This window comes from Actinomyces sp. (assembly GCF_030530635.1).
GTDB lineage: Bacteria > Actinomycetota > Actinomycetes > Actinomycetales > Actinomycetaceae > Actinomyces.
In genome coordinates, this window is sequence record NZ_JAUMUL010000011.1 from 45354 (window position 1) to 61665 (window position 16312).

Annotated in this window: 13 protein-coding genes; 2 read left to right on the top strand and 11 right to left on the bottom strand. The window is 69.5% G+C overall.

Annotation, left to right across the window (positions count from 1 at the left end; all coding sequences use genetic code 11):
* Nucleotides 1-51: 51 nt before the first annotated feature.
* The 10 genes from rplS to smc all read right to left on the bottom strand — a co-directional run bounded on the left by rplS (nucleotide 52) and on the right by smc (nucleotide 13132).
* Nucleotides 52-402 carry a 50S ribosomal protein L19 gene (gene rplS, locus Q4A20_RS04565; protein WP_303120790.1) on the bottom strand — a complete coding sequence of 117 codons (351 nt, stop codon included), beginning with the start codon at nucleotides 400-402 and terminating at the stop codon, nucleotides 52-54.
* Between the two features lie 220 nt (nucleotides 403-622).
* Nucleotides 623-2170: a tRNA (guanosine(37)-N1)-methyltransferase TrmD gene (gene trmD, locus Q4A20_RS04570; protein WP_303120818.1), complete on the bottom strand. Its 1548-nt coding sequence runs from the start codon at nucleotides 2168-2170 to the stop codon at nucleotides 623-625.
* Nucleotides 2171-2214: 44 nt separating this feature from the next.
* Complete coding sequence (rimM, locus tag Q4A20_RS04575; protein ID WP_303120792.1) at nucleotides 2215-2766, bottom strand: ribosome maturation factor RimM; 552 nt, start codon at nucleotides 2764-2766, stop codon at nucleotides 2215-2217.
* 143 nt (nucleotides 2767-2909) lie between these two features.
* On the bottom strand, nucleotides 2910-3146 hold the full coding sequence (locus tag Q4A20_RS04580) for an RNA-binding protein (protein WP_108967793.1): 237 nt from the start codon (nucleotides 3144-3146) through the stop codon (nucleotides 2910-2912).
* Nucleotide 3147: 1 nt separating this feature from the next.
* Nucleotides 3148-3591 carry a 30S ribosomal protein S16 gene (rpsP, locus tag Q4A20_RS04585; protein WP_303120797.1) on the bottom strand — a complete coding sequence of 148 codons (444 nt, stop codon included), beginning with the start codon at nucleotides 3589-3591 and terminating at the stop codon, nucleotides 3148-3150.
* A gap of 269 nt (nucleotides 3592-3860) precedes the next feature.
* Nucleotides 3861-5348 carry a sodium:alanine symporter family protein gene (locus Q4A20_RS04590; RefSeq protein ID WP_303120799.1) on the bottom strand — a complete coding sequence of 496 codons (1488 nt, stop codon included), beginning with the start codon at nucleotides 5346-5348 and terminating at the stop codon, nucleotides 3861-3863.
* A gap of 377 nt (nucleotides 5349-5725) precedes the next feature.
* Nucleotides 5726-7417 (bottom strand): signal recognition particle protein, encoded by a 1692-nt coding sequence (gene ffh, locus Q4A20_RS04595; RefSeq protein WP_303120800.1) that lies wholly within the window; start codon nucleotides 7415-7417, stop codon nucleotides 5726-5728.
* Nucleotides 7418-7630: 213 nt separating this feature from the next.
* The gene (gene ftsY, locus Q4A20_RS04600; RefSeq protein WP_303120801.1) at nucleotides 7631-8830 is read right to left on the bottom strand and encodes a signal recognition particle-docking protein FtsY; all 1200 of its coding nucleotides are present in this window, start codon (nucleotides 8828-8830) and stop codon (nucleotides 7631-7633) included.
* 60 nt (nucleotides 8831-8890) lie between these two features.
* Nucleotides 8891-9247, bottom strand: coding sequence for a hypothetical protein (locus Q4A20_RS04605; RefSeq protein ID WP_303120802.1), 357 nt, complete (start codon nucleotides 9245-9247; stop codon nucleotides 8891-8893).
* A gap of 108 nt (nucleotides 9248-9355) precedes the next feature.
* Nucleotides 9356-13132: a chromosome segregation protein SMC gene (smc, locus tag Q4A20_RS04610; RefSeq protein ID WP_303120803.1), complete on the bottom strand. Its 3777-nt coding sequence runs from the start codon at nucleotides 13130-13132 to the stop codon at nucleotides 9356-9358.
* Between the two features lie 235 nt (nucleotides 13133-13367).
* On the opposite strand from smc, the gene Q4A20_RS04615 reads away from it, so the two are divergent.
* Both Q4A20_RS04615 and Q4A20_RS04620 read left to right on the top strand, forming a co-directional pair.
* Nucleotides 13368-14315 carry an ABC transporter ATP-binding protein gene (locus tag Q4A20_RS04615; RefSeq protein WP_303120804.1) on the top strand — a complete coding sequence of 316 codons (948 nt, stop codon included), beginning with the start codon at nucleotides 13368-13370 and terminating at the stop codon, nucleotides 14313-14315.
* Nucleotides 14316-14318: 3 nt separating this feature from the next.
* Nucleotides 14319-15581: an ABC transporter permease gene (locus Q4A20_RS04620; protein ID WP_303120806.1), complete on the top strand. Its 1263-nt coding sequence runs from the start codon at nucleotides 14319-14321 to the stop codon at nucleotides 15579-15581.
* A gap of 164 nt (nucleotides 15582-15745) precedes the next feature.
* Here the strand turns inward: Q4A20_RS04620 and ndk are convergent, their stop codons facing one another.
* Entirely contained in the window at nucleotides 15746-16180 is a 435-nt protein-coding gene (ndk, locus tag Q4A20_RS04625; protein ID WP_303120808.1) for a nucleoside-diphosphate kinase, read from the bottom strand.
* Between the last annotated feature and the right edge of the window lie 132 nt (nucleotides 16181-16312).

Genomic DNA, 16312 nt, shown 5'->3' on the forward strand with positions numbered 1-16312 from the left:
TGCCCGGGACCCGCAGGCCCCGGGCACCCGGTCGGGGCGGTGTCCCGGCCGTCAGTTGGTGCGGAACTCCTTGATCTTTGCCGCCTTACCGTGCAGCTTGCGCAGGTAGTACAGCTTGGCGCGACGCACGTCACCGCGGGTGACGACCTCGATCTTATCGATTGTGGGGGTGTGCAACGGGAAGGTGCGCTCGACGCCTACCCCGAAGGAGACCTTGCGAATGGTGAAGGTCTCGGACACACCGCCGCCCTTACGGGCGATGACGACACCCTGGAACACCTGGATGCGGCTGCGCGACCCCTCCACGACCTTGACGTGCACCCGGAGGGTGTCGCCGGCCCGGAAACTGGGGATGTCCTCACGCAGGGAGGCGGCGTCGATCTCATCGATCAGATTAGTCATTGAATTCTCTCCACGTCCGTGCCACTGGTCAGCGGGCGTTCAACGGGCGGCGCCGCCAGACCGGGGTGCCGGACGGGCGGCAGGTGCCGCATTCCTGCGCCGACGGGTCCTGCTCCCGACCGCCTCCCCAGTGGCAGAGGCGGCCCGCGGCCCGCGGCCGATCCAGTCTGCCACAGCCGCCCCGCGAGTGATGCGGACCGGGCGCACTACGTGCTTGATTTCACGCCTCACGGTCGCCCTGTGGCGGTCTGCAGATGCGACCACGTTGTCGGTTTCCCTCCTGCGGGTTCATCACCATGACGACATCGCGGCAGCGGTTGCCACCGACCTCGTAGGTGCGAGTGCCTACCCTGCGGAAGCCGGCGCGCCGGTAGACCTTCTGGGCGCGGCGGTTGGCGGCATTGGTGCCCAGCCACAGGGAGGTGACCCCCATGGCCTCGGCATCACGGGCGGCCGCGGCGAGCAGGGTGGCGGCGAGGCCGGATGAGCGCAGCCGCGCATCGACGTAAACCTTGGACAGCTCTGCCGCCAGTGGATCCGCGCCGCCGGGACCCGGCACGACCGAGACCGCAGGCGGACGCGGGTCAAGACCTACCGGGTGCGCGCCGTCGCCGTCGGGGATCTCGGCGACGACGGCGCTGTAGCCGACCAGGGCGCCCGCAGCCAACGTTTCGGAGCCCGAGCGGCCGGAGGGCGCGGGCAGACCGTCCGGTAACTCGGCGACCGTGAGCACGACACGCGGGTCCTCCAACCAGGTCTTCAGGCGCCGCGAAGAGAGATTGACGGCAATATGAGCGGCGATCTGCTCGGCGGTGAGAAAACTCGGGCAGGCGTCGGGGAAGGTGCGGGCGGCCAGATCGACGAGCGCGGCCAGATCGCATTCCCGAGCCGGGCGCACCACCACCGGCACCGGGTGGGCAGCACCGGCCGCGGCGACCCAGCCGTTGCGAGTCAGAGCGACGCGGTCGCCGGCGTCCAGCCGGCTGGGATCGAGACGGGACACTAGGTCGGGGCGGCGCGCGGCGGTGCGCGCGATGGCCTGGTCACGGCGATGCCGGGCGATGCGGGCGTGGTCGCCGGACAGGAGTATCGGCTGCGTGTCCGCGAGGTCGTACCCCCGCCAGGCGACGGGACGGGTGTAGACCGGATACTCCAGCAAGCCGGCACTGCTGTGGGATTCCTCGACGATGGAGTCGGGGTTGCCCAGCACTCCTGGTCGCAGCCGCACAATCGCCTCAATCATGACCAGGGCGGCCGCTTCCCCGCCGTTTAGCACATAGTCGCCGATCGAGACCTCACGCACCTCCACTCCCCGTGCGGCATAGTGCACGGCCACGCGGGCATCGATGCCCTCGTAGCGGCCGCAGGCGAAAACGAGCTGATCGGCGTCGGCCAGGTCCTCGGCGGTGCGCTGGGTGAATAGCTCGCCGGAAGGGGTGGGGACTATCAGCACGCGGCGAGGCGCGCCCTGCGGATTCGGAGCGGCGACTGCCGACCGGGCGGGCTCCGCGGCCGCCGGGGCAGTAGTCGTGGGCAGAGGCACCGCCAGGACCTCGTCAAGGGCGGCTCCCCACACGTCGGGCTTCATCACCATGCCGGCGCCGCCACCTATGGGGGTGTCGTCGACGGTGCGGTGGCGGTCGTGGGTCCATTCGCGCAGGTCGTGAACGTGCAGGTCGAGCAGGCCATCGGCGTGCGCCCGCCCGATCAGGGACAGGTCGAGCACGCGCAGGTAGTCGGGGAAGATCGTCACCGCATCCAGCCGCAGAGGCGCGGCGGCCCGCGGCACCGGTGAGTGCGCGGTGGGACGGCTCACCGGTCCTCCTCGACTTCGCCCACGCCGGGGAACAGGCCGCCGGGCGGATCGATGATGACGGTGCCGGTCTCGGGGTCGACCTCGGGGACCAGCTCCTCCACGAAGGGCACGGCGATCTCCTGCCCGTCCGGAATGCGTACCAGCAGTCGGTCCTGAGCCACTCCGGGTTCGAGGCCGATCACTTCCCCCAACTGACTCGCGGTGCCGTCGGGCAGTAGCTGAATAGCCCGCAGCCCCACCAGCTCATGGGGGTACCAGGCGTCCTCCTCCGGCTCGTCCGCATCGGTCTCCGCCAGGAGCTCGACCCCGCGCAGGGCCTCCGCAGCGGTTCGGTCCGGGGCCTCGACGAAGGCGGCGAACCAGCGGGCACCGTCGAAGCGCAGGCTGGAAACGGTCAGGTGTCCGGCAGCGGCGGGCCCGGTGGGGGAATCGACGGGTAGCACGCTGCCGGGCGCCAGCCGGCCCTCGGGGTCGTCGGTACGGATATCCAGGCGGACCTCACCCTTGAGAGCGTGGGCGGGGCCGATAACGGCGACAGTGAGCAGCACAGGGTCAAACCTACCGCGCGCGCCTACCACGGGCAGCGCCACCGGTGGACGGGCTCGTAACAAGGCAGAGGGCGCACAAACGCCGCCGCCCGCATCCCGGGGTGGGATGCGGGCGGCGGCGCTGGTGAGACTTCGCGCCGGTGTCAGCGGCGGTCGGTGTCGACGACGTCCACACGCACCGGCGAGTCGGCCAGAGCTCCGACGACCGTGCGCAGGGCGCGCGCTGTACGTCCGGAGCGGCCGATCACCCGCCCGAGGTCGTCGGGGTTGACCCGGACCTCGAGCAGGTCGCCACGGCGCAGTGTCCGGGCGGTGACGGTGACGTCGTCGGGATTGTCGACGATGCCGCGCACGAGGTGTTCGAGTGCGTCGGCGAGCACGTCAGGCCTCCTCGGCGGGGGCCTCGGCCGGCTCCTCGTCCGCGGCGGCCGCCTGGGCCTCGGCCTGCTTGGCGGCAACGTCGGCCTTGCGCTTCTCGGCGTCGTCGGCGACGGCCTTGACGGCGGCCTGCTTCTCGGCGGCCTGAGCCTCGGCGTCCTTGACCTTCAGGCGGGGCGTAACACCCTTCAGGCCCTTGAAGGTGTGGTAATCGCCGGTGATCTTCAGCAGGTTGAACACGGTATTGGAGGGCTGCGCGCCTACACCGAGCCAGTACTGGGCCCGCTCGGAGTCGATGCGGATTAGCGAGGGCTCCTGCATCGGATCGTAAACGCCGATCTCCTCGATGACACGGCCGTCGCGCTTCTTACGGGAATCGACGACGACCACCCGGTAGAAGGGTGCGAACTTCTTGCCGAGGCGCTTGAGGCGAATCTTGACTGCCACTTGCTTGAAACTCCTGGTTCTCGATGGTTTGGCCCATGCCTGCTCCCGGTGGGGTTACAGCAACGGGGCCGGTTGGGGCCGAGACGCGATCGCACCGGGAGAGGGACCGGGAACGGTCGAGTACAGCCGTGCATTCTGCCAGAGCGACGCCGCCGCGTGCCAGCCCGACGCCACCCGGGGCGCGCAGATTCGATGCGAGATCGCCCACAGGACGCACGCCAACGTGGCTGCCCTTCCTCGGAGATGACGCCGCGGCTTCGGTGCCGGGTTCAGATCTCCTCGTCAAGGCTCTCCTGGCGCATGGCCGCGCGCTCCGCGGTCCACACGTCGCCATCGAGCTCACCGGGCAGCAGCGGGTTGCCGGGGGCGACGAATGCCGGCTCGGCCACGCCGTCGCGTCTCTGGGAGTCGTAGTCCTTGAGCGCACTCATCACCCAGCGAGACAGCCACAGCACCGCCACCAGGTTCAGGATCGTCATCAGCGCCAGGGCCACGTCGGCCATCACCCAGGCCAGCTCCAGGGCCGCCAAAGCACCCAGCCCCGTGGCGACCGTCATGGCCAGGCGCAGGACGGTGCCGGCACGGCGGCCGCCGCCGAGGTAACTGACGTTGATCTCTGCGAAGGCGGAGTATCCCAGCACCGAGGAGTAGGCGAAGGTGATAACCACGAAGGTCATGAACCAGATCACCCAGTTGCCGGGAACGGCATCGGCCAGGGCGTGTTGCACCAGTGTGGTCTCCGCCCACTTCGGCTCCACCCCCGGCGTGTAAACCGCCGGCGAGGACAACAGGATGGTCAGTCCGGTGGCGGTGCAGATAAGCAGCGTGTCCACGCACACGCCCAGCGCCTGGATGAGTCCCTGGGTGACCGGGTGCGCGACGTCGGCGGTGGCGGCGCCGTTAGGGGACGAGCCCTGTCCGGCCTCATTGGAGAACAGGCCGCGTTTGGTGCCGTTGAGGAAAGTTGCGAAGATGCCACCGCCGGTGCCGGCCAGGCCCGCGCGCAGATTGAAGGCGCCGGCGAAGATATCGGCAAAGGCTCCGGGGACCCGGTCGATGGACACCAGGATGACCACGAGCACCACCACCAGGTAGGCCAGGGCCATCAGCGGCACCAGCCACTCGGTCACCTTCGCCACCATTCGCATACCGGCCAGGAGGATCGGGGCGGACACCGCCATCAGCAAGATCGCCGTGACGGAGGTGTTCACCCCGTGCGCCTCCGAGAGGGTCACGGCGATGGTGTTGGACTGCACCATCGGGAAGATGAGCCCGTAGGAGAACACCAGCATCACCGCGAACACCACGCCCATGCCCCGGCCCAGGGCTCCCCGTCCGATACCGCGCTGCATGTAGTAGGCGGGGCCGCCGCGGAAGATGCCGTCGCTGTTGCGAACCTTGAACACCTGGGCGAGGGTTGACTCGGCGAAGCTGGTGGCCATGCCGAGGATCGCCACCGCCCACATCCACAGCAGGGCGCCCGGACCTCCTAGGGTGACGGCCAGGGCCACGCCGGCGATGTTGCCGGTGCCCACGCGCCCGCCCAGGCCGATCACGAAGGCCTGAAAGCTGGACAGGGAGCCGCGCTGGTGGCGGGAGTGCGCGACCAGCCGAACGGCGCGTACGAACAGCCGCAGTTGGACGGCGCGGGTACGTATGGTCAGGTACAGGCCCGTACCCAGCAGGATCCAGACCAGGATATTGCCGGAGACGAAGCCCTCGAAGCTGGACAGGACCTCGGTAAGTGCAGCGGACACGGTAGTTTCCGTCCGTCGGGGATAGCGGGGCAGGTGTGAGACTACCCCAGCCGGAGGGTATTCTCCGCCAACAAGAATCTCTGCGTTGCTCCGTTCCTGATCGAGAACTAGATCCAGTGCTTCACATAAGCCACTAGCCCTAGCAACCCGCCGATCACGGCTCCGAATGCAAGCGGCCAGTTACTCGCCTTCAAGCGAGGCGCAACCGTGTCAAGTTCCTCATCAGCCGAAGACTCGTTCAGGTAGACCACGTCCTCCATCTCACTGTGTTACAACTCACGTTAGAGCGGATTCAGAGTAGTGTCATCGGTTGCCTTTGTAAAGGCTCCGACGAGAATCACGGGAGGGACCCACGCAGGTTGACCTCGATCTGGCTCTCAGCCAAGCCCCAGGTGACGGCGCAGGTCCTCCGGCAGGGCAGCCATGGCGTCGGCGACCTCGTCGCCACTCCCCTGGGACTGCTGCGCCGCGTTGTCCTGCGTGGGCATAATGCCGTAGGTGGCGGGCGCCGTGGACCGGCCCAGTCCGAAGGCGGACCCGGCCGGCGCCGGGGTTGCGGGCTCGGCCAGGCCGGCGTCCTTGTGCGCACGCGCGGCGGCGGCCTCACGCGCCTGCCTGGCGGCCTTGGCCGGGTTGCCGGAGCGGCCCTTCTTGCCGCCCTTACGCTTCTTGCCCTTGGGGGCCTGGCGGGCCTTGGCGCGTTTCCCGGTGGACGGCAGCGAGCCCATGCCCGGCATACCGCCAGGCCCTCCCAGGGCTCCCGGTCCGCCGCCGGCTGCCATGGTCTCCATCATCTTCTTGGCCACCTCGAAGCGTTCCACCAGTTCGTTGACGGCCTGCACGGTGGTGCCGGAGCCCTTGGCGATACGGGAACGCCGCGAGCCGTTGAGAATGGACAGGTCGCGGCGCTCCGCCGGGGTCATGGAGCAGACGATCGCCTCGATGCGGTCGACCTCCCGCTCATCGAAGTTCTCCAGGGCCTCACGCATCTGCCCCATGCCAGGCATCATGCCCAGCAGTTTCTTCATCGAACCCATCCTGCGGATCTGGCGCAGCTGGGACAGGAAGTCGTCTAGGGTGAAGGTGCCCGAGGCGAGTTTGGCGGCGGCGTCCTCGGCCTCCTTCTCGTCGAAGGCGCGCTCGGCCTGCTCTATCAGGGTGAGCAGGTCACCCATGTCAAGAATGCGGGAGGCCATCCGGTCGGCGTGGAAGCGCTCGAAGTCGTCCAGGCCCTCGCCGGTGGAGGAGAACAGCACAGGGGCGCCGGTCACGCCGCGCACCGACAGGGCGGCACCGCCACGGGCGTCGCCGTCGAGCTTGGACAGCACCACTCCGGTGAAGCCGACACCGTCGCGGAAGGCGACGGAGGTGTTGACGGCGTCCTGGCCGACCATGGCGTCCAGGACGAACAGGATCTCGTGGGGCGAGACGGCGTCGCGGATGCGGATCGCCTGCTCCATCATCTCCGCGTCCACACCCAGGCGGCCGGCGGTGTCGATGACGACGACGTCGTAACCATTGTTCCGGCCCTGCTCGACGCCGCTACGGGCGACGGCCACCGGGTCGCCCACACCGTTGCCGGGCTCTGGGGCCCACACGTCCACTCCGGCGCGCTCGGCCACCACACTGAGCTGGGTGACCGCGTTGGGGCGCTGCAGGTCTGAGGCGACCAGGAGGGTGCGCTTGTGTTCGTGCTTCAGCCAGCGTCCGAGCTTGCCCGCCAAGGTGGTCTTACCGGCGCCCTGCAGGCCGGCGAGCATAATGACTGTGGGGCCGCGGTCCGCCCAGTGGAGGTCCCGCGACTCGCCTCCCAGCACCTCGACCAGCTCGTCATTGACGATCCGGACCACCTGCTGGGCCGGGTTGAGGGCCTGGGAGCGGGCGGCGTCCTTGGCCTTCTCGCGTACGGCAGCCGTAAAGGAGCGCACCACCGGCAACGCGACGTCGGCCTCGAGTAGGGCCCGCCGGATCTCAGTGACAGTGGCCTCCACGTCCGCTTCGCTCAGGCGGCCCTTGCCGCGCAGCGAGTTGAACGAGGCGGTGAGCCGGTCGGAGAGGTTGCCGAACACGCGGTGTCCTTCCTTGGCGCTTAGGCGCAGATGGTTGGAGGAGTTGGCTGAGTGCCCGCGCCGACGCCGGGTAGGCACTGCGCGATGCAACCTTCAGGATAGCGGTGAGGTCCCGTTCCGTCCCAGCGCCGGGGACGTGCGGGCCCTCACGGCCGGCGAGTAAGGGGGTATGCGCTCAGCTCACATCCGGGGCCCGACCCCGGCAGTCGCGTTTCACCCGAGCAGCGCGTCGACGAAGCCCTCCGGGTCGAAGGGCGCCAGATCGTCCGCGCCCTCACCGAGGCCGACGAGCTTGACGGGGACGCCCAGCTCCTTCTGCACGGTGACGACAATGCCGCCCTTGGCGGTTCCGTCCAGTTTGGTCAACACGATTCCGGTGATGCCGACGGCCTCGGAGAAGACCTGGGCCTGGCGCATGCCGTTCTGGCCGGTGGTGGCGTCCAGTACCAGCAGCACCTCCCCCACTTCGGCGGCCTTCTCCATTACGCGTTTGATCTTGCCGAGTTCGTCCATGAGTCCGGCCTTGTTCTGCAGGCGCCCGGCAGTGTCGACGACAACCACATCCGCGCCCCCGCGAGCTGCTGCACGCACCGCGTCGTAGGCGACCGAGGCCGGGTCCGCACCCTCCCGCTCGGAGCGGACGACCTCGACACCCACCCGCTGCCCCCAGGTGGTCAGCTGCTCGGCGGCGGCGGCACGGAAGGTGTCGGCCGCCCCCATGACGACGCTCTTGTCCTCGGCGACGAGTACGCGCGCCAGCTTCCCGCAGGTGGTGGTCTTGCCGGTGCCGTTGACCCCGACCATGAGGACGGCGGCGGCCGGCTCACCCCCGGAGGTGTCCCAGCCCTCCGCGGGTGCGGGGCGGGTCAGGTTCAGGGAGCGGTCAAGGTCGGGGTCGACCAGTCGCAGCAGTTCCTGGCGCAGCACGTTCCGGATGGCCTGGGGATCGGAGGTGTCCAGAACCTTGGCCTGGGTGCGCAGTTGCTCCATCAGGGAGGTGGTGACCTCTAGGCCCAGGTCCGAGGTCAGCAGCGTGTCCTCTATCTCCTCCCAGTCGGCCTCGGAGAGGTCGCCCCGCGACAGTACGGCCAGAATGGCCCTCCCGAAGCCACCGGCGCCGGCCAGACGGGAGCGCAGACGCTGCATGCGTCCGGGGACGGACTCGGGGCGTTCCAGGGTGGCAACAGCAGCCTCCGGCTCACCCGCCTCGGCAGGGGGAGGCCCGCCGGGGCTCGTCTCCGACGCGCCGGCCTGGTCCTGCGGCGGTGTGAGCAGGACGTCGTCGGCGCTGGTGGGCTTGTGAGGGCTGACCTCCGGCGGCATCTCGCCGCGGTTGCGTCCGGCATAGAACCAGATACCGCCGGCGACAGCGAGTACGACGACGACTATGAGGACGATCAGCAAGGGGTCCATGGCCCCATCATGCCCGATCGCCCGAGGGGATCGGCAAGTACCCGCCCAACAGTGCGGACATCAGCGCTGTGGGGCCGCCTGCCGACCATGACGGGCTGCGGCCGCGGAGTCCCTGGTACGGCGTACATCGGCGGCCTTGGCTTCAGCGGTGTCCATGGCCTTCTCGACCACGTCTACCAGCCCGGAGAAGGACTCGGTGCCGAAATAGACCGCCGAGTCGTCCCGAGTCATCAGATCCTCAAGGTGCGCCTCCTGCGGCACCACGGTCACGGGCTCCTCCTTCTCCCGGGCCACCCCCGCCAACTCACGCAGCCGGTCGCGCCAGGTGGCGACCGGGTAGCGCTCGGCAACGACCAGGCCGAGCACGATCAAGGCCGCGACTAGGACTACGGCGAGTGGAAGGATCATGGAACCCATGGGCATTATTCTGCCTTCCGTTAGTGACGGTTCCGCCAAGGAGGGGCCTCGTGTCGCCCATCCGACAGCACCGTGTTCATCACAGTTCACTCGGTATGGTCCACCGCATCACTGGGGGGCGGGTGAGAGCCGCTGGGAGACCGCCTGAGTGACGCCGTCGCGCATGGTGATGCCGTACAGGGCGTCGGCAACCTCCATGGTGCGCTTCTGGTGGGTGATGATGATGAGCTGGCTGGAGGCACGCAGTTCGGTGAAGATGTCGAGCAACCGCCCGAGGTTGGTGTCGTCCAGGGCCGCCTCCACCTCATCCATGACATAGAAGGGCGAGGGGCGGGCCCGAAAGATCGCCACGAGCAGCGCCACCGCGGCCAGGGACCGCTCACCGCCGGACAGCAGCGACAGGCGCTTGACCTTCTTTCCGGCGGGCCGGGCCTCAATGTCGATGCCGGTGGTGAGCATGTCGTCGGGATCGGTCAGCACCAGCCGTCCCTCACCTCCGGGGAAGAGCCGGTCGAAGACGATGGCGAACTCGCGGGCCGTGTCCGCGTACGCCTGGGTGAACACCTCCTGCACACGGCGGTCCACATCCTCCACGATGCGCAGCAGGTCGGCACGGGAGGCCTTGAGGTCGGCGAGTTGCTCGGCCAGGAAGCGGTGACGCTCCTCCATGGCCGCATGCTCCTCCAGCGCCAACGGGTTGATCTTCCCCAGCCGGGCCAGATCCCGATTCGCCCGCTTCAAGCGCTTCTCCTGCTCGGCGCGCACATAGGGCCGACCGGTCGGCTGCGCTGCGAGAGCTTCGGCACCCTCATCGGCGCTGCCTCCGGAACCGTTCGCGCCTGCGGCCACAGCGGTCTCGGAGGCCTGTCCGGGCACGGTTTGCGCGGCGGGTTCAGCGACCACCGTCTGGGGCACGAGCATATGGGGGCCGTACTCCTCCACCAGCGGATCGATCTCCAAGCCGAGTTCTTTCATCGCCCGCTCGGCCAGATTCGCCAGGCGCATGTTCTGCTCGGCGCGGGCGATCTCATCACGATGCGCGGCATCGGACAGGGCGGCCAGTTCCATACCGAGTGCGTCCAACCGTTCCCGCGCCTCGGCTCCCGCAGCAGTTGCCTCGGCCCGCTCGGCCTCAATGCGGGTCCGTTCGGCCTGGGCCTGCTCGACCCAAGTGCGGGCGGTTTCCGCAGCGGTGCGCGCCTGGTCGCGCACGTGCGTGGCAGTTGCCAGTCGGGTCTTGCGGGCCTGCTCGGCGCGCTCGGCGGCGGCGCGTTGCTCGCGCTCACGGCGGGCTGCCTGGCGCAGGGAGTCGCTGCGGCCGCGACCGCTGCGTTCCCGCTCCTCGGCTGTGCGCAGGGCCAGGCGGGACTCCGTCTCTGCGGTACGGGCCGCGGAGGCGGCCGCGGCGGTGGCCTCGCGCGTCGCACGGGCGGCGTCGATGGCGGCGTCGATGTCCGTCCCCGAAGCGGCGTCCGCAGCATTATCGGCTCCGCTCTCACCCACGGTCAGCGGCCGACTCTCGACGTCCTGCAGAGCGGTCTGGGCGGTGGCGAGTTCGGCGGCGCGCTGAGCGGCCTCCGCCTCGGCCCGCTCCAGGACGCGGCGGGCACGCCCGCTCTCCTCCGCGGCGGCACGGGCGGCGGAGTTCAGGCGCGCCAGGTTCTCTGCCACACGTGCGGCCTCAGCATCGGCGGCACGCAGCCGCTCAAGCGCCGCGGCGACGGCGGCACGGGCGGACGCCTCTCGGACCCGGGCGGCCTCGAGTCCAGCGGCGGCGGTGCGCTCCGTGCGCTCCGCGACGGCGGCCCGGGCAGCGGCCTCCTCGTGGGCAGCCGCCAGGGCCAGGACCGAGGAGGCGTCCTCACCGGCACCGGTGGCCCAACCGGGCGCCAGTACGTCACCGTCACGGGTGGCAACCACGGCTCCGGGAATGCAGGCGCGCAGCACCCGCGCGGTCTCCAGGTCCGGCACCACCCAGGCGTCGGCCAGCAGACCGTTCAGGGTAGAAGTCAGTGCCGGAGAGTCGGTCGTGATGAGTTCGGCAGCCGGCCGCGCACCTTCGGGAGTCGCAGCTGCACTGGACGGAACGGCGCCGTGGTCCCCACCGTCTTCGTCGTGCCCCTGGATGATCAGCCGCAGTCGGCCCCCGTCCCGGTCGCGGGCATGAGCCAGGGCGGCGACGGCGGCGTCGGCGTCGGCGACGACGGCGGCCCCGGCAAGTTCACCGAGAAGGCCGGCCAGGGCATTCTCCCAGCCGGCGGCCACGGCGACGGCCCCCGCGAGCGGGCCGAGTACGCCGGACACACCGACGTCGGCCAGGTCGGCGGTGGCGTCCTGGGCGCTCAGGGACAGGGCCAGCGCATCACGACGGGCCGTCCAGGTGGCCAGCTCGGCTGCGGCCTCACGGCGGGCGTCGGTGGCGGCGGATACTGCGTCACGCGCGGTGTTGAGGGCATCGGTGGCGGCCTCGTGGGCGGCGGCGGCGCGGGCCTGCTCGTCGCCCGTGGCGGCGCCCGGGGCCGAGGCGTGCTTCGGCTCGCCCTGATCGGATCGCTCGACGCCGACGGGGCAGTCCGTGGCCTGTTTCAGGGCGCGGGTGGCGGCGGCGGCGCGTTCCTCTGCGGCTTGCAGTTGTGTGCGCGCCTGCTCGACGGCGGTGCGGGCGGCCTCATGGCGGGAGCGGGCTGAGGCGAGGCGGCCGCCGGCGCGGGCCAGCAGTTCACGATGCTCAGCGCGGCGAGTCAACAGCGTCGCAAGCACCTGTTCCGCCGTAGTAGCGGCGGCCTCGGCGTCCACTCGGTCCCCGGTGGCGTCTGTAAGCGCCACGCGGGCAGATTCGATGGCGGCAGCCAGCTCCGCCTCCTGGGCGGCAGCCTCCTGGGCTCGGCGTTCGAGTTCATCGGGGTCGGTGCCGACGGCGGGACGGGGGGCGCCGGCCAGACCCCGCACCCGCTCGGCGGCCACATCCGCCAGTGCGGCAAGGGACTGGGTCGCGGCGGTGAGCTCCTCCCAGATGGCGATGGCGCGGCTCAGTCGCTGCCCCGAGTTGGCCTCGACTGCGCTCAGCTCCGTGAGCCTGGCGCGGGCGACGCGCTCGGATTCCTCCAACTCGGCCCGGCGGCGGGCCAGGCGGGCCTGATCCTCGTCGCCCGCCTCCATCAGGGCCTGCACCTGAACGACATCATCGGCCAGCAGCCTGGCGGTGGCGTCACGAACCTCCGCCTGGATCACATGGGCGCGGCGGGCGACGGCGGCCTGCCGGGCGAGCGGGCCGAGCTGACGGTTGAGTTCGGCGGTCAGGTCGGTGAGCCGGACCAGGTCGGCCGCCATGGAGTCGAGCTTGCGCAGCGCTCGTTCCTTACGACGCCGGTGCTTCAGGACACCGGCCGCCTCCTCGATGAAACCCCGCCGCTCCTGAGGGGTGGCACTCAGGACGGCATCGAGCTGTCCCTGACCCACCACCACATGCATCTGCCGTCCCATGCCGGTGTCCGAGAGCAGTTCCTGCACGTCCAGCAGGCGGCAAGTGGTGCCGTTGATCTGATACTCGCTGCCGCCGCCGCGGAACAGGGTGCGAGTGATGGTGACCTCGCTGTAGTCGATCGGCAAGGCGCCATCGGTGTTGTCGATCGTCAGGGAGACCTCTGCGCGGCCCAACGCCGGACGGGAGCCGGCACCGGCGAAGATCACGTCGGCCATGGAGCCACCGCGCAGGTTCTTGGCGCCCTGCTCCCCCATGACCCAGGTCAGCGCGTCCACAACGTTGGACTTGCCTGAGCCGTTGGGGCCGACCACGGCGGTGATACCCGGCTCCAGGCGCAGGGTGGTCGACGAGGCGAAGGACTTGAATCCCTTCATCGTCAACGTCTTGAGGTGCACAGGCATACGATAGCGGCAGGCTGACTGCGACCTGCGGTCCGGTGTCCTCGGCCCGGTTCCTGCACCGAGGTCGGTTTCAGTCACCGCCGCGGTCGGTCAAGGTTGCGCGCCGATCATCCCGGGACCGACCACGGCCGCCACCTCGCGGCACACCGGAAAGCAACCTTGACATCGCGGACGTGAAGGCGCAAGCTTTTCATGTCAAGCGGACTTACCACCACCGATCTCGATTGGAGTCCTCATGCTCGACATTGCCAATCTGTCCAAACGCTTCGGGCGCCTGCAGGCTCTCTGCGACCTGTCCCTGCGGCTGGGTGACGGTGAGATCGTGGGCTTCGTGGGCGCCAACGGCGCTGGGAAGTCCACCGCCATGCGCATCGTCATGGGGGTGCTCACCGCCGACGCCGGCACCGTCACCTGGGATGGCACCCCGGTCGATGCCGCCGCGCGTCGCCGCATCGGCTACATGCCCGAGGAGCGCGGCCTGTACCCGAAGATGAAGGTCGGAGAGCAGCTGACCTACCTGGCCCGTCTACATGGCATTACCGCCGATGCTGCGCGCCGGGCCAGCGAGCAGTGGACCGAACAGCTGGGGATCTCCGCCCGCCGCGAGGACGAGGTGCAGAAGCTCTCGCTGGGCAATCAACAGCGAGTTCAGCTGGCCGCCGCCCTGGTGTCAGATCCCGATCTGTTGATCCTGGACGAGCCCTTCTCCGGCCTGGATCCGGTGGCGGTGGACGTCATGAGCCAGGTGCTGCGGGAACGGGCCGCGGCGGGGGTGCCCACACTGTTCTCCTCCCACCAACTCGATGTTGTGCAGCGTTTGTGCGATCGGGTGGTGATCATCCGGGAGGGCCGCCTGGTGGCCGACGGCACCGTAGCCGAGTTGCAGGCGGGTGCCGAGCCGCGCTGGCGCGCCGTCGTCGAGGTGGCCGGTGAGACCGAGGCCGCTGTCGAGGCCACCGCCGCCATGCTCGCCGGCGTGCCGAATGTGGCGACTGGCGCCGAGCCCATCGCCGAGGGGACGCGGTTGACCATCGTTGCCGGCGGACCCGACGAACAGCGATTGCTCGAGGCCGCGCAGCGTCTGGGGCGGCTACGCGAGCTCGGCCCCGTGACCCGCCCACTGACCGAGATCTTCCGCGACGCACTCGCCGTCCCCGCCACCACGACCGGACAGGAGGCCTGAACCATGTCCCCCAGCCCCCACACCATTTCCCGCTCCCAGGAGATCCGCCTGGTCGCCGGCCGCGAACTGCGCACCCAACTGTTCAAGCGCTCGGCGGTGATCTCCACGCTCGTCATGCTGGTTCTCGTAGTCGGCGGCATCCTCGGGGTCGCCCACCTGACCGGCGGTGCGGACGAGCCCTACCGGTTGGGCGTGACCGCGCCCGACTCGGCCGCCGTCAACGTGCTGACGCCCGCGCTGGGGCAGGTCACCGGCTCCAACGGTTTATCCATTGAGGTCACCGACATCTCCGGCACCGAGGCCGAGACCGCCCTGGGGATTGACGCGGACCGAAATGAGGATGCGGCAGTCGACATGGTCCTCGACCTGGCCGGCCCCTCCCCCACGCTGAAGGTCACCGAGGAGGACAATGTCGACCAGGCGGTGGCGGCCGCCGTCACTAACGTGCTCCAGCGGGCGGCCCTATCGGGTGAGATCACCGCCCTGGGTGGAGACCCCGCCCAGGTGGCGACTTCGTTGGCCGACGCCGTGCCCCAGGTGGAGGCCCTCGACCCGCCGGACCGCGACGGCGAGAACTTTGGTGCTCGCTACACCGTCCTGATGATTATCGACATCCTCCTGTTCATCGTGGTGTTGGGCGGCGGGCAGACGATCGCCATGGGCGTGGTTGAGGAGAAGTCCAGCCGTATCGTGGAGATCCTACTGGCCTGCGTGCGCCCCACCTCGCTGCTGGCCGGGAAGGTGCTGGGCACCGGCACCGCCATCCTGGTCTCCTACGGCGTGATCGGCGTCGCTGCCGGAATCACGGCGAAGCTGAGCGGCGTGCTGCCCGAGAGCGCCGTCGACATCGATACCGTGCTGATCGCGATGGTCGTGTGGATGATCGTGGGTTACGCGATCTACGCGGTCGGTTACGCCGCCGCCGGCGCACTGGTCAGCCGCCAGGAGGACGTCGCCACCGTGGTCATGCCGCTGACCATGACGCTCATGATCCCCTATGTGCTGTCCTTCGTGATGGCCATGCAGGATCCCTCCACGCTGATCTATCGGGTGCTGGCCTACCTGCCCCCCTTCGCGCCCTTCCTAATGCCGGCCCGGCTCGTGCTGGGCGTGTCCTCATGGGGCGAGCAGCTGGCGGCGCTGGCGATCGCACTGGCGTTCATCCCGGCCTTCGTATGGCTGGCGGCGACGGTGTACACGCGCGCTATCACCCGCACTGGCGCCCGGGTCCCGCTCAAGGAGGTCCTGTCCCGCCGTCCCGCCTGACCGCCGGCGTTCGCCGGCCCCTCCCGCTCTCTCCCGCTCCCTTCGCCGAGATCGGTAGAACTTACGTGCCGAAATCGGTGCAGATGCAGTTGGGGGGGGGGGGGGCGGCGGGGGGGGGCCCCCCCCCCCCCCCAACTGCTCGGCTGCCGCGCTTGCAGCTCAGTTCAGTTGTCCAGCTCGGGGAACCAGATGGAAATCTCTCGCTCGGCTGAGGCAGGCGAATCTGAACCGTGTACCAGGTTCTGGATGGCGCTGGTGGCCCAATCTCGGCTGAGGTCGCCCCGTATGGTTCCAGGTGCCGCAGCCGTCGGGTCGGTCGCACCCATGAGCGAGCGCACCCCCTCGACGACGCGCTGTCCCTCCACGACGGCGGCGACAACTGGGCCGCGGGTCATGTACTCCACGACGCCGGGATAGAAGGGCTTGTCCACGTGCTCGGCATAATGAGCTTCCAGCACCTCTACGGTGGGAAGCACCAGCTTCAAGGCAACCATGTCGTACCCCTTGGCCTCGATCCGCCGCAGGATCTCACCGACCAGATGCCGCTCGACGGCGTCGGGTTTAAGCAGGACGAGGATGCGTTCGGGGGCGTCGGTCATGACGTTCCTTCCGTCGGGCCAGATTCTGTTGGGACGACCGCCGGCGTTCACCGCTGCGGTCCAACCGAGTGTAAACGGGTTCTTCTGGTTTGAGGGTGTGGCGGTTCGCCGGGTGTGGGTTGTCTGCGCGAA